This is a genomic window from Deinococcus marmoris (assembly GCF_001949125.1).
GTDB lineage: Bacteria > Deinococcota > Deinococci > Deinococcales > Deinococcaceae > Deinococcus > Deinococcus marmoris_A.
Genome location: NZ_MSTI01000160.1, coordinates 32450 through 57379, shown reverse-complemented (window position 1 = coordinate 57379; position 24930 = coordinate 32450). Strand labels below are relative to the sequence as shown.

Sequence of the window (24930 nt, the reverse complement as noted above, 5' to 3'; positions counted from 1 at the left end):
TCAGCCCGTCTGGGGACGCGAAAAAACTCCGCGCGGTTCCACCCCAGTTCCAGCGCGCGGCGGTCTGCCGCATTCTGGCCCTCTTTGAATCTTCAACAGCTCCCCGCCGCCCTTCACACGCTGCCGCCCACCTGACTTCCACCGTCTCAGGCTCGCTCTTAAGGACCACATGCGCGCTACTCCTGCGGATCAACGCTACGGGTATTGTGGCGCGGCGCGGGGGAGGGGGTCAAGGGGAGAGGAAGGTATAAAAGTCTAATGGTCTGAGGGTCTAAGGGCAAAAGATGTGTCTGAGACGGGCTTTTAACCTCTATTTTCCGGTGGGCGCGGCATCAGAAAGCCCTGCTGGGCCGTCTCCGAGTTCAGCGATTCCAGATCGTAGAACGGGGCGAGGAACTTTTCCCGCTGATCCCAGTCCAGCAGATCGGCGTGCTGGGCGGCGAATTCGTCCCAGGTCTGCCCGTCTTCGCGGCGCTCCAGCACCAGAAAAAAGAAGATAGTGGTCAGGGTGGCGTTGTATTTGTCGGTCAGCTTCAGCCGCCGCGCCAGCGCCAGCAGGCCCGCGTTGAAGATGGCCAGCCCTTCCAGCGCCGAGTGCTTTTCCAGCAGCAGCCAGGCCAGATGCAGGTGCGCGGGGTGGCCGAAACGTCCGTGCTGGGCCACGCAGCGTGTGAACAGGGCGCCAAATTCGGCGTTCGCCACAGGGCTTGCGGGCGGGTTCATGAGTCCAGCCTAACCACTGTGCGCCTATGGCACCGCAACAACGCCTGGGGTCAGTTTGCCCTCGCTGCCTACATGCATCAGCGCCAGCCTGCGCCGTGCCGGGTGCAGATCGAGTTGATAGGCGGGCCTGTCCTGCATGTCCAGCAGCGTCCAGAGGTCCGGCGTTTCCATGTGCCCGTGCAGACTGGCCGTGAATCTTTCATCCAGCAGCGGCAGGGAGCGGAGGCGTGCGCCGTTGTCGCTCTCCAGCCCCAGCGGGAGCCACACCACCTCGTCGTTTACGGCGCTGGGCGTCAGGTCGGCAGCGCAGTTTTTTCCGTTCAGAAAACGCGAGAGACTGGGCCGCGTGGCGTGCGAGAGCAGGACCTCCGCACCCGGCGGCCCGATGCTCAGCCATAGCCGCCCATGCTCGCGCAGCCAGCGCAGGTCATCGGCCAGTTCTCCCGCGTCGCCCTTGCCCTTCCAGCCATACGAGGCCGCCGTCTCCCTGCCGCCCACCTTCCACCACAGGTCCATCAATGGGCGGTGATCGTCCAGCACGCTGGCCAGGGCCATCACCTCATGGTTGCCCAGCAGCACCTCGGCGCGGCCAGAACCGTGGAGTGCGCGCACCGTCGCCAGGATTTGCCGCGAGTCGTCGGGAGTGCCGGGCATGGTTCCGGCTTTGCGGGCCTCGCGGCGGCGCGGCGAATCGTCGATCAGATCGCCCAGAAAGGCCAGACGGCTTGCGGGGTGTCGGGCCGCCTGTTTCAGCGCCGCGTCCAACCGGGCCGCGTGGCCGTGCAGATCGGGGATGATCAGCCAGGAGCCGTCCCAGTGCCGGGCGTGCCAGGGTGCGGCGGGAGCGGTCATCCCGTCAGTTTAGAGGGATGGGCCAGTTGAGAAGGATGGTGCAGCTCAAACAGCGGCCCGCATCGGCCTGCCCGTGAAGCTGAAGGCCAGCAACGCCGCGCCCACCACCAGCGCCGCGCCTGCGCCCCACACGAAGCCGTTGGCCGGATGATCGGCGGGGGCGCTCAGCAGCAGTGGGCTGAGGAACTGCCCCAGAAATACGGCGCTGCTCATGCCCGCCACGATGCGCCCGCGCCACGCCGAGGGCGTGATGTCGGCCAGCCAGGTGTACAGGTTGGGCAGCACCAGTCCGCCGCCCAGCCCGGCCACGATCAGGCCCGGAATCACGCTGGCAATGTTCTGCCCCTGCGACACGATGGCCCAGCCGCCCGCCACCAGTCCGAAGCCCAGCGCCGCCACCGTGCGCGCATCGAAACGCCCCGAGAACCGCGAGTAGGTCAGCGAGGTGATGGCCGCCGTCAGCGTGAACGCGCCCAGCAGCAGGCCGGTGGCGGCGGGCGAGGCTCCCAGGAATTTCATCAGGAACGGCCCTTGCGCGGGCATCAGATAAAAGATGACCATGTAGGCCAGGGCCAGCGCGTAGACCAGCCCGATAGCGCCCCAGGCGGTCTTGCCCTCTGGCTCGTGGCTGATTTCTGCCACATGTCTGCCTTTGGGCAACCGCAAGACCAGCGGCAGGATCAGTAGAGAGATGAAGTAGATCGCGAAGGGCGCGCGCCAGCCCACCCCGGCCAGCAACCCGCCCAGCGGCAGCAGCACCGCGCCGCCGAAACTGGTAAAGGCGGCCTGCTGGCTCAGAAACTTGCCGCGTGCGGGGCCAGTGAACAGGTCATTGACCAGTGCTCCGCCCGCCGTCATGGTCCCGGCCACCGCCAGACCCAGAATGACCCGGCCCACCAGTAGCGCCCCCAGCGAGGACACGATCAGGCCGCTGGCCCCGCCCAGCGCGTACAGCAGCAGCGAGCCGATCAGGATGGGTCTGCGCCCGAAACGGTCGGCCAGCACGCCGCTCAGCGGGGCAGAGAGGGCAATCGCCAGCCCCACGATGGTCAGCGCCAGTTTGACCAGAAGTTCGGCGTTCGGCTGATCGGCGAAATGCGCCTGCATGGCGGGCAGCGCGGGCGCGATGGTGGCCCCGGACATGATGGTCAGGGCCGCCAGCAGCAGCAGCGTCAGGCGGGTAGCGAAGTCGGGCGGGGCCGCACCGGATACAGAAGCTGGGGCAGAGGCAGGGGCAAAGCGGGTCATGGGCGTGACTATAACTTCAAAAAGTCAAGCGGTGTGTCGATTGAAGCTGAAATCAACACTGCCGATCAGGGGGGCGGTTCTGGTTTATGGATTCGTCGGCGGCAATGTGGGCAGCTCCGCCTCTGGCAGCACCCAGACGTTCCTGAAACTGACCTTGCTGCCGTGGTCCTGCAACACGATGGGTCCCGGCGAATCGGCCTCCGGGTCACCCAGCAGGGTGGAGGCGCTCAGGGCCACGTCGTCCTGCACCTTCTCGCCGTTGAGGTACACCGTGGCGCGGGCGTCCCCGGTCTTCTGTCCGTTCTCCCAGCGCGCGGCACGGAAGTCGATGTCGTAGCTCTGCCACGTCCCGGACGGCAAAGCCGCGTTGCTGCTGGCGTCGTGCTGGCCGTAGACGGCCCCGAGATCATCTTCACCTGCCAGCTTCGCCCCAAAGGAATCGAGAATCTGCACCTCGTAGCGGCCCTGGAGGTACACGCCGCTGTTGCCCCGGTCCTGCTCGGCCAGACCCGCGCGGCTGGCGGGCACCCGGAATTCCAGATGCAGCCGGAAGTCCCCGAAGCTGCCCCGCGTGCGGATGTCATTGGTGTCCTGGGGATTGCCGCTGGGCTGAACGGTCAGCGCGCCGTCCTGCACGGGCCACCTCACGTCGCCACCCCGCCGGTCCTGCCAGTCGCTGTTGACACCCTGCGTGGTACTGGAATCGCCCAGCAGCACCTGCGCGTCAGGGGGCGGGGTCAGGTACGCCAGCGGACGCAGTTCGATGTCGCGGTAGGACACGGCTGCGCCCTCGGCCTGGAGCGCAATGCGGCCAGCGGTCAGGGCCGAGCCGTCCGGCGCGCGCAGGTGCGTGGCCTGCGCCGCGAGTTGCCCGTTGACGATCTGCGTGGCCTCGTCGCCGGAGACCACCAGTTCCAGCGTGTTCCAGTCCGGCAGCTCCTGCACGCCGCCCGCGCGGACCATGCGGCGGTAGCTGTCGGCCCCGTTGCTGGTGGTCACGGGCTGGCCGAAGGGGTCATATTGCAACTCCTGCGCGCCTGGATCGCGGACGGTGGACGTCAGGTTGGTGCCGCTCAGTTGCCACAGGTCCCCGGTGCCCCCTTCCAGAATCTGAAATTCCGCGCTGGCGGGCCAGATCCTGTTGGGGCCAGTGACGTGGTACAGCACGCCCGAATCCCGTGCATCAGCCGCACGCGGAGAGAACTTCTGCTGGTCCCAGCGGTATTGCAGCCGCAGCCGGTAGTTGGCGTAGCGTTTATCGGTCAGCAGATAGCCGAAGTCCCGGTCCCCGGCGGTGGGCGCGATATTCAGTACGCGAAGCTCGCCGCCCTGGACTTTAAACACGCCTTCTGGATCATTGCCCGCACCGCGCGAGGGCAGCCAGGAGGTCCAGCCACTCAGGTCCGTGCCGTTGAACAGCGGGGTCCAGGCGGTCTGGGGCTGAAGGGCGGGGGCCAGCTCATCCGCCGCGTCGGGGACTGCCGCCGTCCCCGACACCCCGGCGCAGGCCGAGAGCGTTCCGCCCAGCAGCAGGCCCAGGCCAATGCGGCGAATGGTTGGCCAGGGCTGGCAGCGGACCGGGGCGGGTGGAGGGAAAGCGTTGGACATGGAACTCCTTGTCTGGGACTGGGTATCCGCGACTGGGCATCTGGGACGGGGCAGGTGGCGTAGGAAGTGGAGGGGCGGGTGCAACTGCCCATCCATCATTTCCCACGTTGGTGAGAGGCGCAGCCCAGCGCCGCTCAGGCCGCGTTGATCTCCCGGTCATCTTTTCTCCCAGGCATCTTCTCCCTGATCCCACCCCTGACGCTCAGGGCAGAATCTTCCCCGGATTCAGCAGTCCCGCTGGGTCCAGCAGCGCCTTGATGCCGCGCATCAGCCCCAGCGTGTCGGCGTGTTCGCGGGCCAGATAGGCGCGTTTGTGCAGCCCGACGCCGTGTTCGCCCGTGCAGGTGCCGCCGCGTGCCAATGTCTCAGTGATCATGGCGTCATAAACCGCATTGACCCTGGCCCACGTCTCCGCGTCGTCGGGCAGCGCGTGGAACAGCACATGAAAATTGCCGTCCCCGACATGCCCCACGATGCTGGCGTCCAGTCCCGCCGCATCTGCCTCCTGCCGGGTGAATTCCACCACTTCCGGCAACTGATGCAGCGGCACGCACAGGTCCGTGGTCATGTTGATGTGGCCGGGATTTAGTGCGGTGATGGCGTAATAGGCGTGGTGGCGGGCCTCCCACAGTTTCGCGCGTTCCTCGGCGCTGTAGGCAGCGTGCAGGTCGATGCCCCCGCCGTCCGTGACCAGTTCGCGGCATAGCTCCAGCGCCTCGGCCAGCGCCGCCGAACTGGGAGAGGCCAGCTCTATCCACAGCGTCGGCGCTTCGGGAAAGTCGGTGCCCTTGTGAACGTTGACGGCGTGAATCTGGCGTTCGTCAATCAGCTCCAGCCGTTCAGGTTGCAGCGCCGCCCCCATGATGTCTACGGCACACCGGGCCGCCGCTCCCAGCGTTTCAAAATTGGCCCGCAACACCACCAGATTCGCGGGCAGGGGCCACAGCTTGACCGTCAGCTCGGTGATGACGCCCAGGGTGCCTTCTGCCCCAATAAACAGGTTCTTGAGGTCATATCCGGCGCTGGTCTTGCGGGCCTTACTGCCCACCCGGATCACCTCGCCGTTGGTCAGGGCCACCCGCAGTTCCAGCACGTTGTCGCGCATGGTGCCGTAGCGCACCGCCGCCGTGCCGCTGGCATTGGTGGATGCCATGCCGCCTAGACTGGCCTCTGCTCCGGGATCAACGGGAAAAAACAGGCCCAGATGGCGTATCTGGCGGTTCAGTTCCGGGTAGGTCAGGCCCGGCTGCACGGTGGCCTGGAAGCCGCCTGCCGCCACCTCCAGCACGGCCTTCATGCCGCTCACGTCCAGCGACAGCCCGCCCTTTACCGGCACCACCTGTCCCTCAAGGCTGCTGCCCACCGCGAACGGCACGACGGGAAAGCCGTGTTCGGAGGCCAGTTTCAGTGCGTCCACCACGTCCGCCTCGGTCTGGGTGAACAGAACGGCGTGCGGCAGGGCAGATTCCTGGCGGCTCTCGTCGCGGCCATGCGATTCCAGGGCAGCGGCGGTGGTGTCCAGCTTCTCGCCAAAATGGGCTTTTAAGGCGTCCAGGGCGGCGGGGGAGAGGGTATCGGGGCGGGGGATTTGGGAGGGCATGGATGGCTCCTTTGGGGGGTGCTGTTTCAGTCGGAGGGCGCTGTGAAGGCGTTTGCGGTTCCCCCTCCCAGCCTCCCCCGCAAGGGGAGAGGGGCCAAAAGCACCTGCGCTGGGATTTCTGACTCCGAAAAGTAAAACAAAAAAGCGTGTCCTGCTCTGTATTTTAGCCCTTAGACCTTCTCCGCACCTACCACTTCCCGCTGCCAACTGTTCAGCAGCTCCAGCGCCTGCATTGGCGTCAGGCGGCCCAGGTCCAGGGCGGCCAGTTCGCGGGTTAATCGGCCATCGTCGCTGCCGGTGTTCAGGGCGGTCAGCAGGCGGGCGGCGCGGGCAGTCACGGGGGCGGGAAGGCCCGCCAGCCGCGCGACTTCCACGCCGTAGCTCTGGCGGGCCGCGCCGGGGATGACCTGATGGTAGAAGGTCAGGCCGCCGCGTCCATCGTGGGCGTTTGTGTCCTCCTCGGCGGCGACGTGCAGGTTGATCAGGCCGGGATGCTCGCCTTCCAGGCGCGTCAGCTCAAAGTAGTGGGTGGCAAACAGCGTGTGCGCCCCTGTCGCGTGCAGATGTTCCAGCGCCGCCTGCGCGATGGCGAGGCCGTCCAGCGTGGAGGTGCCGCGCCCCACCTCGTCCAGAATTACCAGACTGCGGGCCGTGACGCCGTGCAGGATGGCGGCCAGCTCCGACATCTCCACCATGAAGGTGCTGCGCCCGCCGGCCAGATCGTCCGACGCGCCGATGCGGGTGTGGATGGCGTCGTACACGGGCAAGTCGGCCCCGTCTGCTGGCACGAAGGAGCCGATCTGGTGCAGCAGCGCGCAGATGGCGACGGTTCGCAGGTAGGTGGACTTGCCCGCCATGTTCGGCCCGGTCAGCAGCAGCGTGGTGCGGCCCGCGCCCAGGGTGGCGTCGTTGGGAACGAACTTGCCGCCGGTGGCCTGTTCCACCACCGGATGCCGCGCCTGAATTAATCTGGCCCCACCACCGTCTGCGGTCTGCGGGCGTGTCCAGCCGCAGTCCACGGCGATCTCGGCCAGGGCCGCCAGCACGTCCAGCTCGGCCAGCGCCCCCGCCGCCTCCGAGAGCGCTTCGGCGTGGGCGGTCAGACCGTCGCGCAACTCGGTGAAGACTTCCAGCTCCAGCCGTCCCGCCGCCGCTTCCAGCCGGGCGATCTCGCGCTCGCGTTCGCGCAAATCGGGGCGCGTAAAACGGGCGCGGTCCTTGAGGGTGGCGATCTGGCGGTAATCGGAGGGGACTTTGGACAGGTGTGGCCCGGTCACTTCCAGGAAATAGCCGAAGACGTTGTTGAAGCCGACTTTCAGGTTGCCTATTCCGGTGCGTGCCCGCTCTGAAATTTCTAGTTCGGCCAGCCAGGCGCGGTGGCCCACGGCCCCGTTTCTCAGCTCGTCCAGGCCGCCGTGGAAGCCGTCGCGGATCAGCCCGCCATCCCCGGCGCGGATGGGCGGATCGTCCACCAGGGCGGCGCGGATGCGGGTCACGACTTCGGGCAGTCCGGCGAGGCGGGCGCGCACGCCGCCCAGCAGGCCGTCCAGTCCGTCCAGCAAACGTACGGCTTCTGGCAGCAGCTCCAGCGTGCGCGCCAGCGAGGCGACTTCGCGCGGGGTGGCACGGCGGGTGGCGACGCGGGCCGAAAGGCGTTCCAGATCGTGGGCGCGGTACAGCAACGAACGCACGCCGTTTCGCAAGTCGGCGGCGCGGGTCAGGTTTTCCACGCTGTCCAGGCGGGCGCGGATGCTCAGCTCGTCCAGCAAGGGCGCGCGCAGCCAGGCCCGCAGGCGTCGCCGCCCCCCTGCTGTGCGCGTCTGGGACAGCACGTCCATCAGCGTGACGCCCCCCGGAGCCTGTGCCGTGAACAGCTCCAGCGCCCGCACCGCCGCCTCGGGCAGCCGCATGTGCGCCCCCGGCTCAAAGCGCACCGCGCGGCGGACCATCCCCAACTCGCCCTGCTGCGTCACGCGCGCGTAGCCCAGTACTGCCCCGCAGGCCCGCCTCAGCGCCGCCGAGGTCAGGCTGCCCGGAACCTCGCTCAGCACGGCCTTCAGCTCGTCACAGCAGCCCGCTTCCTCAAAGTTGGCCGGGGAGAGCATCACCGGAAAGCGGGTCTGAAAGTCCGAGAGCAGCGCCGGATTCCCCGACAGTTCGGGGGCCAGCAACACCTCGCGCGCCCGCCAGCGCGACAGTTCGTCGTACAGCGCCGAGCGGGTGTGAAAGGCGGCGCAGCGGAATTCGCCGGTACTCACGTCCAGCAGGGCCAGTGCGTAGCCGTCGCCCGTTGCCACCGCCGCCAGATAGTTCTCGTCGGCGCTCAGGTGCCGCTCCTCGGTCACGGTGCCGGGGGTCAGCAGTTGCGTGACCTTGCGTTCCACCAGCCCGCTGCCGGGTTCTTCCACCTGATCGGCCACGGCCACGCACACGCCCGCCGCCAGCAACCTTTCCACGTTGTTGTCCAGCGCCCGCAGCGGAATCCCGGCCATCGGCGTGCTGAATTCCCGACTGCTCTTGTGGGTCAGCGCGATTCGCAGCAACCGGGCGGTGCGCTCGGCGTCCTCACCGAACGTTTCGTAGAAGTCGCCCACCTGAAACAGCAGGATGGCGTGCGGGAGCTGCGCGGCCACCTCGTCGCGCATTTTCACGTACTGTTCCAGCATCGGCGGCAGCGCCCCGTTGCCCGTTCCCTTCAACACGTTCTGAGCCACCCGCATATGCCGGGCAGCATAGCGGGCGCGGCTGGCGGGCATGGAGAGTTGCGCGGCAATGGCAGAAAAAACCCGCGCCGGATGGGAGCGGGTGCAGTGTTCAGGGCTGTGGTCTGATGGAGGCTTGTGGAGTGAATGACCGCTGTCTCCGACTCACACGTCGCAGCCAAAGGCCCGCAACAGGTCAAGCTCGGTGATGGGCGGTGCGCTGGAACGGGGTGAGGTGGCCGGGTGGCCGTGCTGGAAGCCAGACTGGGTCAGCAATACAGGGACCATCGGGGCGGAGGCACGGGCGGGATTGAGAAAGGAACGAAAACGGCGAATCCAGACATTCATGTCAGACACCTCGCTAAGTTGAACCTGAGACAGACTATAGGAAAAAGCCTCTGAAAATTTTCTGACTGCGTGAATTTTACGGCTCTCAACCGCTGTTTTACTGTGGGTGTTCTTTCACTGGGAACCATGAAACGTTGGTGTTTCGATCACGCGTTCCTCAAGGCGGCTCAAGTCCCGTAAAATGCCGGGTCATGGCATACGATCCCCGCATGGGCTACGACCCGGACCGCAAACTGACCGACGGCGACGTGCATGACCTCAAACCTGCCGGATGGTGGGGCGACGACGGCCTGCTGTTCCGCGAATTCACCTTCGACAGCTATGGGGCCGGGGTGGATTTCGCCGTGCGGGTGGCGGCGCTGGCCGAGGAACAGGGCCACCACCCGGACATCCACATTTTTTATAAACGGGTCAAACTCAACTACTTCACCCACGATGCGGGCGGCGTCACGGGGGCGGATATCGCGGGCGCGCAGGCCGTCAACGATCTGTTCGATCTGGCGGCCAAACCCGAAGGCGGCGCGGAAGGTTGAAACTCAGCATTCCCGACGCCGATACCCTGTGGGACAGTCTGCTGCCCACGCGGCGGCACCAGCAGATGCTGACCGTGGGGCCGGAGCATCTGGACGAGATGGATCACGTCAACAACACGGTCTATCTGGTGTGGTGTGAAGGGGTGGCCCGCGCCCATGCCGAACGGCTGGGCATGGGCACGGAGGCGCTGCGTGCGCTGGGGGCGGTGCCGGTGGCGCGCCAGCATGTGATCAATTACCACCGCCCGGCGCTGCTGGGGGACCGGGTGCGCGTCCGCACGGCGCTGACCGTCCACGCGGGCCTGCGCAGCGTGCGCGCCTACACCATTGACCGCCTGAACAGCAGCGATCCAGCGGACCTCGGCGTGCGGCTGGCCGAGTGTCAGACCGAGTGGGTCTGGGTGGACCCCGTCACGGGCCGTCCCAGACGCGCTCCCGCCGAGGTTATAGACCGCTTTGGCTTCGGCGTCCAGAAGCAGCTTCCTGGCAGTTGACAGAAAACGAGACTTTTATCACATCATTGACGTATTGAGGAAAAGTATCACGCGGGTTCTGCACGTTGATGCCCCGGCACTTTCTTTGCTTGATGTGACAGAACGTAGTTTTCACTCCATCCAATCAGGAAAAATCGGTACTTTGTTGCATTCCTAACTATTGAAGCTCAGAATAGGGGTCTATGAAATTGCGGACCCTGGGAGGGCTGTCCGTGGAGGGCAGCACTTTCCGCCGTCAGAAGGTGCTGCTGCTCCTGGCGTATCTGTGTGTCGAGGGACCGCAGCCGCGCCGCCGTCTGGCGGACCTGTTCTGGCCGGAAGCGGCCAATCCCATGAACAGCCTGGCGCAGCATCTGGTGCATCTGCGCACCTTGCCCGGCGCGGTGCAGGAAGACGGCAGTCGGGTGGAGGCGGGCGCGGAGGTCTGCTGCGACGTGCAAGAGCTGCGCCAACTGGCCCAGGGCAATCATCTGGAGGGGGCCACGGCGCTGTACGGCGGTCCCTTTCTGGACACACTGAACATTCCACTGGGCGCGGATCTGGAGGAATGGGTCTATGAGACCCGCGAGACGCTGGCCCGCGAGGTCCGGGGGTTGTGGCTCAATCTGGCGGCGGCGGCGGCGGCGCATGGGCGCGCGGCCTTTGCCGGGGAACTGGCTGCCCGCGCCCTGGGTGTGCCGGGCGCGCCGCCCCCCGATGAGCTGGAGCTGCCCCGTCTGCATCACCTGCTGCATCTGGCCGGGCATCCGCTGGCCGGGGGGATCGAGCGTGAGGCGCATGCGCTGGGGCTGACGCTGGGGGTGGCCCCCGAACTGGCGGCGGCCCCGTTCGTGGGCCGGGAACAGGAACTGGAACAGCTCGCGCGGCTGGGGGCCGGGGACGTCGCCTGGATCAGCGGTTCCGGCGGCATGGGCAAGAGCGCGCTGCTGCTGGCCCTGGCCCGCGCGGGCGGCTGGACGGTCCTCCAGGCCCGCGCAGACCGCCCCTACGGCACGCTGGAACCGCTGGCGGGGCGTGGCGCACCGATCAGTTCCACTGCCCCGCTGGCTCCACTGCGTAATCCATCTCTGCGCGTGGCTGTGGACCACTGGGAGGGCGCGGACGACGCTACACAGGCCGCCCTGGCTCTGGCCGCCCGCCAGCGTCCCGGCGCGGCGCTGGTGATCGTCTCGCGCCGCTATCCCCCCTTCGACGTGGACCTGCATCTGGAACTGGGGCCGCTGCCCCCGGAGGCCCTGACAGATCAGCCGGGGCTGCACGCCCTGACTGAGGGTCACCCGCTGCTGGTGGGCGCGGCGCTGTCCGGTGAGGCGCTGGACGGACGCCAGGGGGCCAGAATCCGCGCCCTGCCCACGGCAACCCGCGACGCCTTCCTGCTGCTGGCCTTGCAGGAAACGCCGGACCTGCGTGCCACGTCCCGCGCGCTGGGCCTCAACGCTGGCGACTTTGCCCTGATCCTGAGCCGCCTGACCCTGGAGGGCCTGATCCGTGAGAACGGGCAGGTCTACGCCGCTGCCGTCGCCCGCGAGAAGATCGAGCGGCTGCACGTCCAGGCCCATCTGCTGCATCTGAAACTGGCCCGTGCCCTGCCCGAGGAAACGGCCTGGCCCCATTACGCCGCCGCCCGTGACCTGTGGGAAGACGCCGACGAGGACCGCGCCGCCCACGCGGTGGCCCTGCGTGCCGAGACCCTGCTGGAACGCGGTTACCCCGGCAAGGCCGTGAATCTGCTGGACTCTTTTCCCCACCGCTCCGAACTGGCGGTGCCGCACGCCTGGGCCTTGCTGGGCGCGGGGCGTTACGCCGAGGCCCTGGCCCGCCTGCAAAAGCTGGAGCCTGCCCGGCAGACCGAGGGAGCCGTGACCGTGGCCCGCGCCACCGCCCTGGTGCGCCTGGGCCGCCACGAGGAAGCCGCCGCGCTGGCCCATGAAGTCAGGGGCAGCGGGCCGGAAGCGGCGCGGGCGGCGAGCGTGCTGGCAGGCGCTGCCCGGATTCGGGAGCAGTGGGACGAGGCGCGGCGTTATGCCCAGATTTCCGCCGATCTGTGGCAACTCGGCGGAAACGAAAGAGAGCGACTGGGTGAACTGGTGCTGGTGGCAAAGATGAAAGTCCGCCTGGGGGCTGCGCCCGCCGAAGCATTCCGCGACGTGCTGGAAGGGTCCAGGGGGCTGCCCAGCATTCGGGGAACGGCGCTGGTCAATTACGCCCAGGCGCTGATTGATGTCGGTCAGGCCGAACTGTCTGATGGGGTCATGGAGGAGGCGATTGCGGAGTTGACCACGGCGGGCGACAAGCTGGGTCTGGCCTCGGCCCTGGGCAATATGGGCGTTCGCCGACATTTACAGGGCCACTTGAAGGAGGCCGCCGCCCTGTATCGGGCCACCCTGGACCATCTGCGGGGGACGGGCAGCATCCGGCAAATGGGGCTGACCCTGAGCAACCTGAGCGAGATCGAGGGAGATTTGACCGCTTTCGAGGACACCCTGGAAATGCTTGGCCGGGCCGGTCAGAACGAACTGGTGGACCACATTCGACGAAACGCCAGGATCGTTACGCCGTCCAGCACCCTCTCCCTGCGCTCCTGATCCCGGTCACGGCCTGATCATGGCGGCGGGCGCATCCTGACTTCTGTGGAGGTATACATGATTGGACTGAAGAGATTTGCCGTGTGGCGGTGGCTGGTGGTGGGCTTGCTGTGCGTTCTGGGGGCGGTGATGACCGGGTGCGGGAATCCGGGCAATCCCACCGAGCCGCCCAGAGACGGTCAGGCCCGCGTCTTTCCGCCTGTCGCGGCCCCTGGCGATCCGGTGTGGTTGATCGACGCGCCGCGCGCGGCATCGCCGCAGGGAAAAGTGCGGGTGGGCGGCCAGACGGCGGACTACACCACGGACCCGACTTCAGGCTGGTTGCGCTTCACGGTGCCGGAAAAGGCGGGCGGAGGCCCACAGCCCGTCGAGTTCACCGGTCTGTTGTCCCAGCCAGGACTGGGCCTGAGCCTGACGGTGCTGCCCCTGGAGTCGGCCTCGCAGGACACCGTGCTGTATGCCGCCGCGTCTGATCTGGCGGACATTCAGAAGACCTACCGCGACAGGTTGAACCGACTGCTGGGCGACTGTAAAGGCTCGTGCCCGCCAGAGTTGACGAATACTATCGAGCGCCTGTCTGCCCTGAAATTACCGGACTTTCAGCCGCTGCTCTCGGGTCGCACGCCCGGCAAACAGGCCCTGGCTTCCCCGGCCACCCTGCGTCCAGAGCTGAACATTTCAAAATTTCCTCTGCCTGTCCCCCAACCCCAGCCGAGCCAGTTCTGCGGACAGGTGGCCGGTCTTCTGCCTTCTTCCGGTCTGCCGACGGGTCAGGTCATCTCGTTGTTGAATCTGCTGTTCGGGGGAAGTCTGGGCATCGACCCGTCCACCTACGGACATCCCGAGCAGGCCCCCTACCAGAACGAGCCGCCCAGCACGGTCATCAAGAAGTTCCTGGACGCCCCCACTGGCAATGGCAAGGGCGTGGTGATTCATGTGCTGGACACGGCCAGTAATTCCGCAGACCCATTCGTGACGCAGGGTGAGGTGAATTACTACAACACCGTTTACAAGAATCGGCCCTATCACGGCTCCATTGCCGGACAGGTGGCCCAGGTGGTCTCTCCTGGCGCGGCGCTGGACTACCAGCAGGTCTGCGATAAGAACGGCGACTGTTCCACCCTGAACACCGTCAAGGCCCTGTGTGCCGTGGCCGAGGAAGCCCGCAAGGGCGGCAAGCATGTGGTCAACCTCAGCGCGGGCGGCTCTTATCCGGCGCTGGGCCTGCTATGGGCGCTGCGCGAGGTGGCGGCAGCGGGCGTGCCCACGGCGGCCTCGTATGGCAACCGCGACGACTGCGCCGGGCTGGTTCCAGGGGACCGCTGCAACCACTATCCGGCGGACTGGAGCGGGAGCTTTGCCACCTCGGCTGATCCCAAAGCCCCCACCATGCTCCTGAGCGTGGCGGGCTGGGACGTGGCCACGCTGCAAATGGCGACGTACAACCGGGGCATGCTGTCGCCGGGCGTGATCACCCCGCCGCCCAGCGTGCAGGCCCCCGGCGAATTCTGGTTTAACCGGTTGCCCTATTTCGGCTCCAGCTTCGCCGCGCCCGTGGTTTCAGGCGTGCTGGCGAACTGGATGGCCTGCAAGCCGGGTATTCCCTTCATGCCCTTCGTGAATACGCCAGGGCAGTTGCCATTGCCGCTGAGCGTGGTGCGCGCTTGCCCGTAACGGGGAGGTAGACCAAGCAAAAAGCCCCTCCTCCGATCTGGAGGAGGGGCTTTTTGGAGGGAAACTCTAGACGCTGATCTCGGCAAACCTCGCGTTTTCCTGAATGAACAGCTTGCGCGGGGCGACTTCGTTGCCCATCAGGTCCTCAAAGACTTCGTTGGCGACGATCAGGTCCTCGATGCCCACGCGCTTCATAGCGCGGGTTTCGGGGTTCATGGTGGTGTCCCACAGTTGATCGGCGTTCATCTCGCCCAGGCCCTTGAAGCGCTGGATGTCGTACTTCTTGCCTTCCTTGTTGGCGGCGGCCACCGCCACTTTCAGGGCGCTCTCGTCGTACAGGTAAGCCCCCTTCTTCTCGCGGCCCACCGTGATGCGGTACAGCGGCGGCTGGGCGATGTACAGGTACCCGGCCTCCACGACGGGGCGCATGTAGCGGTAGAAGAAGGTCAGCAGCAGCGTGGCGATGTGCCCGCCGTCCATGTCCGCGTCGGTCATGATGATGATCTTGTGGTAGCGCAAATTTGAAAGGTCAAAGTGCATCCGGTCCCCGGTGCCTTCCACGCCCGCGCCGATGGCGGCGATCAGTGCCCGGATTTCCGCGTTCTTGAGGATCTTGTTCAGCTCGGCCTTTTCCACGTTCAGGATCTTGCCGCGCAGGGGCAGGATGGCCTGGAAGCGGCGCTCACGTCCACCCTTGGCGCTGCCGCCCGCACTGATGCCTTCCACGATGAACATCTCGGACTCGGCGGGGTCCTGGCTGGAGCAGTCGGCCAGCTTGCCGGGCAGATCGTCGTTTTCCAGGGGGTTGCTGCGGCGCACGATGTCGCGGGCCTTGCGGGCGGCCTCGCGGGCGCGGGCGGCCTCGGCGGCCTTCTCCACGATGGTCTTGCCCACCTTGGGGTTCTCTTCCAGGAACTCGGCGAACTTCTCGCCCACCACGGCGTTCACTGCCGTTTGCGCCTCGCTGTTCAGCAGTTTGACCTTGGCCTGGGACTCGAACTGCGGCTCGCCAAGCTGCACGCTGACCACGCAGTAGATGCCTTCCAGCAGATCGTCGCCGCTGGGCACCGGATTGCCGGACTTGATCATGTTCTTGTCTTTGGCGTACTTGTTCAGAATGCGCGTGTAGGCGGTCTTGAACCCGGTCAGCGGCGTGCCGCCGTCGCGGGTGCGGATCATGTTGGCGTAGGTCAGGATGTTGTCGCTGGCGTAGGTGTTGGCGTGGATAAAGGCCACTTCCACCACCACGTCGCTGTGCGTGCCGCGCATCACGATGGGCTGGTCATACAGCAGCTTGCTGTCGTCCACCACCAGCGCGCGGGCAAAGTTGGCGATGCCGCCCTGCTCGTAGAAGACTTCCTCGCGGACCTCTCCGGCGTGCAGTTCGGTGCGCTCGTCGCGGACCACGATCTTCAGGCCCGTCAGGTACGCCAGTTCCCGCAGGCGACCCCGGATGCGGTCATAGCTGAACGCATTGTCGAACTCCTTGAACACGCCCGCGTCGGGGTGGAAACTGACCTTGGTGGCCCAGGTCACGTCACTGGGGGTGTCGCCCAGCACTTCCAGCGGCGTGGTCACCGCGCCCTGCTCGAAGCGGATGTGATGCAGCTTGCCGCCCTTGTTGACGGTCACGTCCAGATAGGTACTCAGCGCGTTGACCACGCTGGAGCCGACGCCATGCAGCCCGCCAGAGACCTTGTACGCACCCTGGCCGAACTTGCCCCCGGCGTGCAGCTCGGTAAAGATCACTTCAATGGCGGGGCGGCCCTCGGATTCCATCATGTCCACGGGAATGCCGCGTCCGTTGTCGGTCACGGTGGCGCTGCCGTCGGCGTGCATGATGACGTGGATCTCGTCGGCGAATCCGGCAGTGCCCTCGTCAATGGCGTTGTCGATGATCTCGGTCAGCAGTTGGTGGTAGCCGTCAACGCCCGTGCCGCCCTGCACGTACATGCCGGGGCGTTTGCGAACGGCTTCCAGCCCTTTCAGGACAGAGATATCGGCGGCGGTGTACTCGGCACCCGGCCCGCCCACGACGCGCGACTGGGTTGCTGAGGTTTGGGCAACTGGAGCAGTGTTCTGGTCTTCAAGTTTGGTCATTTGACTCCTGCGGCGCACACCCGGCTTTGACGCGGGCTTACGCCAAATTGAGAGGAGAGGGTTGATTGGGACTGATAGGCGCTCAGGGACGCCCTTTCTCGCTACTCAGTATACTACAGCAGTTGAAATAGGTCAACAAAATTACGTGTATAGCATAATAAAGATATAGAGTTTGGAAAGTCCGAAAAAGCCGTGCTGGCGGTATGTTCTGGGGGTTATCAGGATGGTTGCAGTCTGCCCTGGAATGCTGTCAGGGAACAGTGCCCAACTCCTGTACTTTTAGGGATACGGCAGACCGTGAAAAACGCGGCCCCAAATCTCCGAAGAGAATGGGAGCCGCGCTCTTGATGTGGTTCTTCGACTGGTCTTCCTGACCTGTCTTACTCTGTGCCGCCCGTGCCTCTGCGGCCCCTGCGGCGGCGGCGGCGTTTGGCGTCGTCACTCTGGGCGGCGCTGGCCTGGGCAGGTTGTGGGGCCGCAGTCTGGGTCTGGACGGGCGTTGCGGCCTGCCCCTGCGGGGTGCTGCCTCCCTGTGAATTGCTCTGGCCCCCGCGCTGCCCCTGCGGGCGTCCGTTCGGGCGCTGGACTGCGCCCCGGTCACTGCCGCCGCGCGTGTGGCCGCGCTCGCCGCGTGAAGCGCTGCCCCGGTTGTTGCTGCCGCGTTCCTGCACGCCGCGTCCACCCCGGCTAAAGTCGCGGCGTCCACCGCCATCGTTGCCGTCGTCGGGGGGCATGTTCTCCAGCGTCCAGTCGCCGAAGTACATGCGCTGCACGGTGATGTTCACGGGGCGCAGGTGTTCGTTGCGGGGGCGCTCCAGCGTGACCACACGCCGCGCGCCGCGCCGGGGGCCGGAGTTGCCGCCACTGTTGCCGCCGACTTCACCGCCCCCGTTGCCGTCCATGCTGACGCCGCCGAAGGTGCGGCCCCCCTGCTGGCCCCGGCCCGGATTGCCCTGGCCTCCGCGCCCGCGTCCGCCCTGGCGGGGGGAAGCGTCGGCAGAGGACGAGGCGGCGGGGGCCGGGTCTTCCAGCGTGAATTTGCGCGGCTCGCTGACCGGGACGCTCTGTAATTTCTCGCGCTTTTCCTGCTCGCGGTCATCGCGGCGGCGGGCGCGGGGTTTGACGGGTGAATCCATGTCGTTCTCCTCATTGAAGTTGCCGGGTCTGTAGTCCGGGTCGGTGGGGTCGGCCATTGTGAAATCGGTCTGGCGGGCCAGTGGTTTGACGGTGCTGATGGTGACGTTGACGCTGTCGCCCAGGCGGAAGCTCTTGTTGCGGCTGCGGCCCTTGAGCATCTGCGCGTCTTCCAGGTACATGTAGTAGTCGTCGTCCAGGTTGCTGATGTGCAGCTTGCCTTCCACGCCATTGTCCAGCATGACGTACAGCCCGCTGGCCACCACGCCCGACACGTTGCCGGGGAAGGACTCGCCCAGATGTTCCTGCGCCCACTTGGCCTGGTAGTACTTGGTCAGGTCCCGCTCAGCCTCGGAAGCCGTGCGTTCGCGTTCGCTGGTGTGGTCCCCCATGCCGGGCAGACGGCCCTGGAGCAGCGCCACCTCGCGGTTGCCCGCCTTGAGTTCGCCGCTCAGAATGCCTTTGATGACCCGGTGGACCAGCAGATCGGGGTACCGGCGGATAGGGGAGGTGAAGTGCAGGTACTCGTCAAATGCCAGTCCGAAGTGGCCCAGGTTCTCACCCGAGTACTTGGCCTGCTGCATGGAGCGAAGGAGCAGCGTATTCACGACGCTCTCGCGGTTGGTGCCGCGCACTTCCTTCAGCACGGCCTGGTACGCCTGGGGCGTTGGCTCGCCGCCGGGGAAGGCGAAGCCCAGCCGCCCGATGGCCGCCGTCACGTCCTGGAAGCGTTGCAGGGTGGGTTCCTCGTGGATGCGGAACAGGGCGGGAATGTCGCGCCCGATCAGAAAGCGGGCCACCACCTTGTTCGCCAGCAGCATCAGGTCCTCGATCATGCCGCGCGCCGTTTCCTCGCGGATGGGGATCAGCTCCATGCGCCCGTCCTTGCCCACGTCCACCTTGACCTCGCGCATCTTGAAGTCCAGAGACCCCTCGCGCAAACGCTTCTGGCGCAGCTTGGAGGTGATCTTGAGGAGCAGGTGCAGGTCTCCCTCCAGATTGCGGGCGGCCTCGGGCAACGTGGCGATGGCCTCGCTGTAGGCCTGGACCTCGTCGTAGGTCAGCCGCGCCTTGGAGTTGATGACGCTGGGCGCAATTTTCACGTCCAGAATCTCGCCCTCGGCGGACAGCTCGATCAGGGCGGTCAGGGTCAGGCGGTCCTGATCCGGCACCAGACTGCACACGCCGTTGCTGAGGTGTTCAGGCAGCATCGGCAGCACGCGGCCCGGCAGGTACACGCTGGTGGCGCGGGCGAAGGCTTCCTCGTCCAGCGGGGTGCCTTCCTGTACGTAGTGGCTGACGTCCGCGATATGCACGCCCACCACGAAGTTACCCTCGGGCGTGGGCTGGATGTGAATGGCGTCGTCAAAGTCCTTGGCGTCGCGCCCGTCCACCGTGAAGATGTTGTAGCCGCGCAGGTCTAGACGGCCATGCAGGGCTTCCGCCGGAATCTCGGTGGCAATCGCATTGGCCTGCTCCAGCACAGGTTCTGGAAATTCGCCGCGCAGACCGAACTTGACGATGACGGCTTCGGTTTCGGTCTCGGGATCGTCCTCGGCCCCCAGCACGCGGGTGACCTGACCGAAGACCTCATCCTCACCCGTATTCTCGGGCCAGAACAGTTCGGTGACGACGCGTGCGCCCGCCTCTAATTCCTCGATGCCTTCCGGCAAAACGAGAATGCGGTGGCGTGCGCGGTGATCGTCGGGTTTGAGGATCGGGTGGCCGTGGCTGTATTCCAGCGTGCCCACCAGTTGCTTGTATGCACGCTGCACGATGCGGACCACGCTGGCGCGCGGGCTGCCGTCGCCCTTCTGGCCGCGCCGGGGGCCACCGCCGCCGCGTCCGCCCTCGTTGCGGCCCGTGTCGCCCCGGCCTTCCATGCGGACCAGCACGATGTCGCCGTTCCAGGCTTCCAGCGTTTGCTCGGCAGGAACATAGAAATCGTCGCCGCCGCTGTCTGGAATGACGAAGCCGAAGCCTGCCGCCGACGCCTGGAAGCGCCCGCGTACCAGACTCATGGCCTCGGGCAGGCCGTAGGTCTTCTTGCGGGTGCGGATCACCTGACCGTCGTCGGTCAGGGTGTCCAGCATCTCCTCCAGCTCGCGCCAGCCGCCAATGCGGTTGATGGCCTGCCGCGTGAAGGTGCGTTCCAGATCGCGCACATGCACGGGCCGTCCCAGTTTGCGGAGCTGGGCGATCACCAGTTCGCGTTCGGGGCTGATGGGCTGGATTTCTTCCTGCGGCTCTTCTTCCGCTGCCACTGCTTCGGGTTCAGGCTCTACCGCCGCCGCCGCTTCAACCTGGGCGCGCTTGCCCCGGCCTCCACGTCCGCGCGTCTGTGAACGGGGCTGGGGGTCCGGCTGCATCTCGGAGGCTTCCTGCACGGCCAGCGTGGAATCCACGGCGGGAACGGCCTCTGGGGCCGACACGATCTGCACGGCGTGGGTGGCTTCCGGTGCCATTTCCACCGCTTCCACGCCGTCCAGCATTGTGGGCAGGGGAGAGTCGGACAGCGCCTTCCTGCGGCCCCGCGTCTTCCTGGGAACTTCCAGAATCAACGGATTGGTTTCCGCTTCGACTGTTTCTGGCTCAACCGCTTCTGGCGCGGCCTCGATGTGTCTGGGTTTGCGGCCCCGGCGGGCTGGTTTAAGGGCCTCAGCTTCGGGAACAGCTTCCTCGGCGGCAGCCTGCACCACGGGCGTTTCCATCACGGGTGGTATTGCGGGCGCACCGACTTCATCAGCTTCAATGAGAGGTGCAGCCTGGGTAGCAGCTTTGCGGCCCCGCCGTTTGGGGGCTTCGGTCTGGGCTTCAGGCGTCGCGATTTCTGGGACTTCCGGCTCAGTCTGGACTGCGGGTGCGGCCTGCGCCTTCGCGGCAGGAGCCTTGCGCGTCTGCCGGGGCTTTTTGGAGGGCGTGGCTTCGGCGGCGGGTTCCTCGCTGACAGAGACTGAGTCAGGCACAGTCGCCTCAGCCTCGGCAGGAGCTTCCTGGGCTACTGCCTGAGCAGGCTTCCTGCCCTTTTTCGCCTTGCTGGGCTGGGGCTGTCCGGCCTGAACGGGTTCGCTCTGAACTGGCTCAACCTGGACCATTGCCATTTCCACAGGTTCAGCCACCAGCACTTCAGGCTGGGCCTTCGGCTTCCGGGACGCGGCTTTCTTGCTGGCAGCCGGAACTGCCGCTTTCGCGGGCGCTTTTCTCGTCGTTGCGGGTTTGCTCATTTCTGGTGCGGCATCTGCCGCCTGGGGCGCGGTCTTTCTGGGCCGCTGGCCTGCTGTCTTCTTCACTGTCTTCTGGACCTCGGCGCTGGGCTGCACAACTTCTACAACTTCACGCGCCGCGTCCTGCTTTTTCACTTTAGGCATTCACGCACCTGGTTACTCAGGACGTGCCTGTGGGGTTATGTCGTGGGCGCACGTTGATCCGGCCAATTTCTGTGTTCTGGCGTTCAGCATCAACGCGCGCGGCCCGCCCACGGGCAACTGGTCTGTCGCTTCCTCGGGTTTGCGCCTCTTTTATGCCACGGCCCTCTTCTCGGGGCCAGTCTGGCGGCGCTGTCCTGAAACCCGGCAGCAAGCGCAGCATAACACGCCTCACCTGACCCCACCCTCACGCAAGGCTGATTTCACGGGCAGCAGGAGACGGCGAGTAGAAAAACGCCCCCACCTCGTTTAGAGGCTGGGGGCGCTTGGTGTGCTGTACTGCTTTACATGCGGCGGGCATCCATCGTGTTCTCGTCCACGAACTCGCCGCCGTGGCGCTTGGCGGCCTCGGCCACCACATCGTAGGGAACGGCGTCTTCCACAGCCACCGCGCGGCCACCGGCGTTCACGGTGTCGTGCATGCGTCCGTAGTAGTCGTCGTTGACGCCGTAGGAGCCGTAGTCGTCATTCGCCGTGCGGCCATCGTGGTTCTCGTCCACGCCCGCCGCGCCGCCGGTTGCGCCCACTGCCGCGCCCACGCCTGCGCCCAGTGCGGCCATACCCAGGATCACCGGAATCGCCAGGCCGCCTGTGGCAACGGTGGCCCCGACACCTGCCACTGTGCCTATGGTGCCCAGCAGGCCTGCGCCCGCACCCACCACTGCGCCCACGCCAGTGCCCTTGACCGCGCCTGCGCCCGCATCTTCAGCGGCGGCGCTGGGCTGACCGTCCATAGGGGTGCCAGCCGTGTTGTCATAGGTACGGACGTCGCCGCCAGCGGCCGTGGTGCTGTCCATCTCGCTGTGGCGGCCGTAGGTGGAGGTGCCCAGCGTCGGCGCGACGACGTTCTTCTGCTGCATCTCGGCAATGAAGGCGTCGGCCTGTGCGGTCGTCGGAAAAAGAATGTGTTTCATGACACTCAGTTTGGCTGCGTGGCCGCCGTGCCGTATGAGACGACTTCAAATAGGCGTTGCGGTGATCCTGAAATGACCTGTAGGTCGGTCTCATCTGCGTGTTCTCAATGGGCCGAATCAGGCGATTTTCGTGGCCTCGTACACCTGGGAGGGCTGGGCGAATTCCTCCTGGGCGGCCACCAGCATGATCTCGCGGCTGTTCTGCTCGTGTGTCAGCTTCAGCAGGCCGTACAGCGCGCTCATCGACAGGCTGAGGGCCGCCGCCACGTCGCGCGTTTTCAGGTAGTGCCCGAAGAACAGCGCGGCAATCGCGTCCCCGGTGCCGTTGCGCGGTGGGTCCAGCGGCAGCAGCGGCGTGCGGCACAGCCACGCCCCGTCGTCTGTGACCGCCAGCGTCTCGATCTGATCCGCCGGGGCGTCCTGGCGCACCAGACTGGTGACCACCACGATCCGGGGGCCAGCCGCGTACAGACGTCCCCGCAACTCCGAGGCCGCCTCCAGCGCGTCGTTCAGGGTGCGGACCGACTTGCCCGTCAGCAGTTCCAGCTCGAACTGGTTGGGCGTCAGGATGTTGGCGGCTCCCAGCGCCTGCGCGGCGATCAGGTTTGGCAGCTCCGGGCGCACGAACACGCCGCGCCCCACGTCGCCCATCACCGGATCACAGCAGTACAGCGCCGCCGGGTTGGCCTCGCGCACGCGCCGCACCGCCTCCACCACCGCCGCCACCGTGCCCCCTGATCCCATGTAGCCGCTCAGCACGCCCGCGCATTCGGCCAGTACGCCACGCGCCTCGATGCCGTCTACCAGCTCGGCGATCTGCTCGGGCGGGAACACGGCCCCGGTCCACGCGCCGTAGCCGGTGTGGTTGGAAAACTGCACGGTGTTGATGGCCCAGACCTCGATGCCCAGACGTTGCAGCGGGAACACGGCGGCGGCGTTGCCGACATGGCCGAAGCTGACCCACGACTGGATGCTCAGGACGTTCAGGGGCGGCACATGCGGGGGCTGCACATTCGGGGGCTGTGGAGTGGGCGAGGTCATGCCCAGCAGCATAGGGCGTGGTGGGGGAGAGGGGAGAGGCCAGAAGCCCTCGCGTGTGGGGTTGGATTGTGAATGGCGTTTCGGGTCTGGTTTGAAGGCGAAGTCCCAGCAGCACTCGTCGCATACCGTAATCCTTCACCTTGCGGCTGGCCCCCGCCGTCCGGCATACTTTCTGACGCCGCAGGCTGGCGCGTTGGTAAACCCAACCGTCGCCCCCTGACGATAATTGCATTCCTTCCACCGCCCCCGGCCCTGTCAGGCCGAGTTCACAGCGGCGTGCCCCACGCGCCCAGCAGAGGTTCCTTTTGACTGTCCTCCCCAAATCTTCCGCTCCCAAATTCGACTTTCAGGCTTACCGGCGCGAGTGGTTCCAGAACCCGCGCGGCGACGTGCTGGCAGGCATCGTGGTGGCGCTGGCGCTGATCCCGGAGGCGATTGCCTTCTCGATCATCGCCGGAGTCGATCCCAAGGTGGGCCTGTACGCCTCGTTCATCATCGCGATGGTCATCGCCTTCATCGGGGGCCGCCCCGCCATGATCAGCGCGGCCACTGGGGCAATGGCGCTGCTGATGGTGGGCATCGTCAAGAATTACGGGCTGGATTACCTGTTCGCGGCCACCATCCTGACCGGATTGCTGCAAATCGTGTTCGGCTGGGCACGGCTGGCCCGCTACCTGAAGTTCATTCCGCGCCCGGTGATGGTGGGCTTCGTGAACGCGCTGGCCATCCTGATCTTCTCGGCGCAACTGCCGCAGTTCGTGGGCGCGGGCTGGCAGATGTACGCGATGGTGGCCGCCGGGCTGGCCATCATCTACCTGCTGCCGCGCGTGTTCAAAGCATTGCCCAGTGCCCTCGTCGCCATCGTGGTCCTGACCGTGGTGGCCATTTTCGGCCATGTGGACGTGAAGACCGTGGGCGACATGGGCGCGCTGCCCGGCGCATTGCCGCCGCTGCATTTGCCCAATGTGCCGCTGACCCTGGAAACGCTGCAAATCATCTTTCCCGTGGCGCTGACCCTGTGTCTGGTGGGGCTGCTGGAAAGCCTGCTGACTGCCCAACTGGTCGATGAGCGCACGGACACCACCAGCAACAAGAATACCGAGTCACGCGGGCAGGGCGTGGCGAACATCGTCACCGGCTTTTTCGGCGGCATGGCCGGCTGCGCCATGATTGGCCAGAGCATGATCAACGTCGGCAACGGCGGGCGCGGGCGGCTGTCCACCTTCGTGGCCGGGGCCTTTCTGCTGCTGCTGATCCTGGTCCTGCAACCGCTGCTGGTGCAGATTCCGATGGCTGCACTGGTGGCCGTGATGATCGTGGTCAGCGTCAGCACCTTCGACTGGAACAGCCTGCGAACCCTGACCGTGTTTCCGAAGGGCGAGACCATCGTGATGATCGCCACCGTGCTGACCACCGTGGTCACGCATGACCTGTCCAAGGGCGTGCTGGTGGGCGTGATTCTCAGCGCGCTGTTCTTCGCGCGGCAGGTTTCCAAGATGTCATCGGTGACGCACAGCGACGGCCCGGACGGGCGCACCTACCGGGTGGACGGCCAACTGTTCTTCGTCAGCACGCACGACTTCGTGCATCAATTTGACTTCCACCATGCCAGCCAGCACGTCACCATCGACATGAGCGCCGCGCACATCTGGGACGGGTCCGCCGTGGGGGCGCTGGACAAGGTGATCCTCAAATTCCGTTCGCTGGGCATTCCCGTGGAAGTCGTGGGCCTGAACGAGGCGTCGGCGCACCTGCTGGACCGGATTGCTACACATGACAAACCGGATGCGGCGGGTGTTGAGATACACTGAGGGCCAACAATCCTGTGCCCTGCTGCACGGGTTCCGGCGACCATACGCCGAACTGGGGGAAGTCTGCTGCCGCGACTTTCCCCTTTTTTTGAGGTTTTCCAGCCGCTCCCGCCTGCCCGCCGCCCCGCTTCCCAAAGG

The 24930-nt window shown here is 66.1% G+C and carries 16 protein-coding genes; 5 read left to right on the top strand and 11 right to left on the bottom strand.

Going from position 1 to position 24930, the window contains the following annotated elements; genetic code table 11:
• Positions 1-303 precede the first annotated feature (303 nt).
• The 7 genes from BOO71_RS23495 to BOO71_RS27345 all read right to left on the bottom strand — a co-directional run bounded on the left by BOO71_RS23495 (position 304) and on the right by BOO71_RS27345 (position 9081).
• A complete protein-coding gene (locus tag BOO71_RS23495) occupies positions 304-723 on the bottom strand; it encodes a hypothetical protein (protein WP_075836674.1) in 420 nt (139 codons plus the stop codon).
• A 24-nt stretch (positions 724-747) separates the two neighbouring features.
• Positions 748-1575 (bottom strand): metallophosphoesterase, encoded by an 828-nt coding sequence (locus BOO71_RS23490; protein ID WP_075836673.1) that lies wholly within the window; start codon positions 1573-1575, stop codon positions 748-750.
• Positions 1576-1620: 45 nt separating this feature from the next.
• Positions 1621-2823 carry an MFS transporter gene (locus BOO71_RS23485; protein WP_075836671.1) on the bottom strand — a complete coding sequence of 401 codons (1203 nt, stop codon included), beginning with the start codon at positions 2821-2823 and terminating at the stop codon, positions 1621-1623.
• 84 nt (positions 2824-2907) lie between these two features.
• Positions 2908-4431, bottom strand: coding sequence for a 3-keto-disaccharide hydrolase (locus BOO71_RS23480; protein ID WP_075836669.1), 1524 nt, complete (start codon positions 4429-4431; stop codon positions 2908-2910).
• A gap of 202 nt (positions 4432-4633) precedes the next feature.
• Complete coding sequence (locus BOO71_RS23475; protein ID WP_075836667.1) at positions 4634-6031, bottom strand: FAD-binding oxidoreductase; 1398 nt, start codon at positions 6029-6031, stop codon at positions 4634-4636.
• A 170-nt stretch (positions 6032-6201) separates the two neighbouring features.
• On the bottom strand, positions 6202-8787 hold the full coding sequence (gene mutS, locus BOO71_RS23470; protein ID WP_439823039.1) for a DNA mismatch repair protein MutS: 2586 nt from the start codon (positions 8785-8787) through the stop codon (positions 6202-6204).
• 111 nt (positions 8788-8898) lie between these two features.
• Complete coding sequence (locus BOO71_RS27345; RefSeq protein ID WP_139323155.1) at positions 8899-9081, bottom strand: hypothetical protein; 183 nt, start codon at positions 9079-9081, stop codon at positions 8899-8901.
• A 191-nt stretch (positions 9082-9272) separates the two neighbouring features.
• Between BOO71_RS27345 and BOO71_RS23465 the strand changes: the two genes are divergently transcribed.
• The 4 genes from BOO71_RS23465 to BOO71_RS23450 all read left to right on the top strand — a co-directional run bounded on the left by BOO71_RS23465 (position 9273) and on the right by BOO71_RS23450 (position 14367).
• Complete coding sequence (locus tag BOO71_RS23465) at positions 9273-9614, top strand: 4a-hydroxytetrahydrobiopterin dehydratase (RefSeq protein WP_083653773.1); 342 nt, start codon at positions 9273-9275, stop codon at positions 9612-9614.
• Positions 9611-10108, top strand: a complete 498-nt coding sequence (locus tag BOO71_RS23460; protein WP_075836662.1) for an acyl-CoA thioesterase — start codon at positions 9611-9613, stop codon at positions 10106-10108. Before BOO71_RS23465 ends, BOO71_RS23460 begins: the two co-directional genes overlap by 4 nt.
• Before the next feature lie 182 nt (positions 10109-10290).
• A complete protein-coding gene (locus tag BOO71_RS23455) occupies positions 10291-12693 on the top strand; it encodes a hypothetical protein (RefSeq protein WP_075836660.1) in 2403 nt (800 codons plus the stop codon).
• A gap of 57 nt (positions 12694-12750) precedes the next feature.
• On the top strand, positions 12751-14367 hold the full coding sequence (locus BOO71_RS23450) for a S8/S53 family peptidase (RefSeq protein WP_075836658.1): 1617 nt from the start codon (positions 12751-12753) through the stop codon (positions 14365-14367).
• Between the two features lie 66 nt (positions 14368-14433).
• Here BOO71_RS23450 and BOO71_RS23445 read toward each other — a convergent pair whose 3' ends face one another.
• From BOO71_RS23445 to pdxY, 4 genes are all read right to left on the bottom strand, one after another.
• Positions 14434-16467 (bottom strand): DNA gyrase subunit B, encoded by a 2034-nt coding sequence (locus BOO71_RS23445; protein ID WP_075836656.1) that lies wholly within the window; start codon positions 16465-16467, stop codon positions 14434-14436.
• A 380-nt stretch (positions 16468-16847) separates the two neighbouring features.
• Entirely contained in the window at positions 16848-20969 is a 4122-nt protein-coding gene (rnr, locus tag BOO71_RS23440; RefSeq protein ID WP_075836654.1) for a ribonuclease R, read from the bottom strand.
• Between the two features lie 341 nt (positions 20970-21310).
• Complete coding sequence (locus BOO71_RS23435; RefSeq protein ID WP_075836652.1) at positions 21311-21940, bottom strand: hypothetical protein; 630 nt, start codon at positions 21938-21940, stop codon at positions 21311-21313.
• A 117-nt stretch (positions 21941-22057) separates the two neighbouring features.
• Complete coding sequence (pdxY, locus tag BOO71_RS23430) at positions 22058-22981, bottom strand: pyridoxal kinase PdxY (RefSeq protein WP_075836688.1); 924 nt, start codon at positions 22979-22981, stop codon at positions 22058-22060.
• 305 nt (positions 22982-23286) lie between these two features.
• Here pdxY and BOO71_RS23425 point away from each other — a divergent pair, with 305 nt between their 5' ends.
• Positions 23287-24792 (top strand): SulP family inorganic anion transporter, encoded by a 1506-nt coding sequence (locus BOO71_RS23425; RefSeq protein ID WP_075836650.1) that lies wholly within the window; start codon positions 23287-23289, stop codon positions 24790-24792.
• Positions 24793-24930 lie beyond the last annotated feature (138 nt).

Coding starts and splice junctions, on each gene's coding strand:
- BOO71_RS23495 (WP_075836674.1), bottom strand. CDS start 723: ATGAACCCGCCCGCAAGCCCTGTGGCGAACGCCGAATTTGGCGCCCTG.
- BOO71_RS23490 (WP_075836673.1), bottom strand. CDS start 1,575: ATGACCGCTCCCGCCGCACCCTGGCACGCCCGGCACTGGGACGGCTCC.
- BOO71_RS23485 (WP_075836671.1), bottom strand. CDS start 2,823: ATGACCCGCTTTGCCCCTGCCTCTGCCCCAGCTTCTGTATCCGGTGCG.
- BOO71_RS23480 (WP_075836669.1), bottom strand. CDS start 4,431: ATGTCCAACGCTTTCCCTCCACCCGCCCCGGTCCGCTGCCAGCCCTGG.
- BOO71_RS23475 (WP_075836667.1), bottom strand. CDS start 6,031: ATGCCCTCCCAAATCCCCCGCCCCGATACCCTCTCCCCCGCCGCCCTG.
- mutS (WP_439823039.1), bottom strand. CDS start 8,787: ATGCCCGCCAGCCGCGCCCGCTATGCTGCCCGGCATATGCGGGTGGCT.
- BOO71_RS27345 (WP_139323155.1), bottom strand. CDS start 9,081: ATGAATGTCTGGATTCGCCGTTTTCGTTCCTTTCTCAATCCCGCCCGT.
- BOO71_RS23465 (WP_083653773.1), top strand. CDS start 9,273: ATGGCATACGATCCCCGCATGGGCTACGACCCGGACCGCAAACTGACC.
- BOO71_RS23455 (WP_075836660.1), top strand. CDS start 10,291: ATGAAATTGCGGACCCTGGGAGGGCTGTCCGTGGAGGGCAGCACTTTC.
- BOO71_RS23450 (WP_075836658.1), top strand. CDS start 12,751: ATGATTGGACTGAAGAGATTTGCCGTGTGGCGGTGGCTGGTGGTGGGC.
- BOO71_RS23445 (WP_075836656.1), bottom strand. CDS start 16,467: ATGACCAAACTTGAAGACCAGAACACTGCTCCAGTTGCCCAAACCTCA.
- rnr (WP_075836654.1), bottom strand. CDS start 20,969: ATGCCTAAAGTGAAAAAGCAGGACGCGGCGCGTGAAGTTGTAGAAGTT.
- BOO71_RS23435 (WP_075836652.1), bottom strand. CDS start 21,940: ATGAAACACATTCTTTTTCCGACGACCGCACAGGCCGACGCCTTCATT.
- pdxY (WP_075836688.1), bottom strand. CDS start 22,981: ATGACCTCGCCCACTCCACAGCCCCCGAATGTGCAGCCCCCGCATGTG.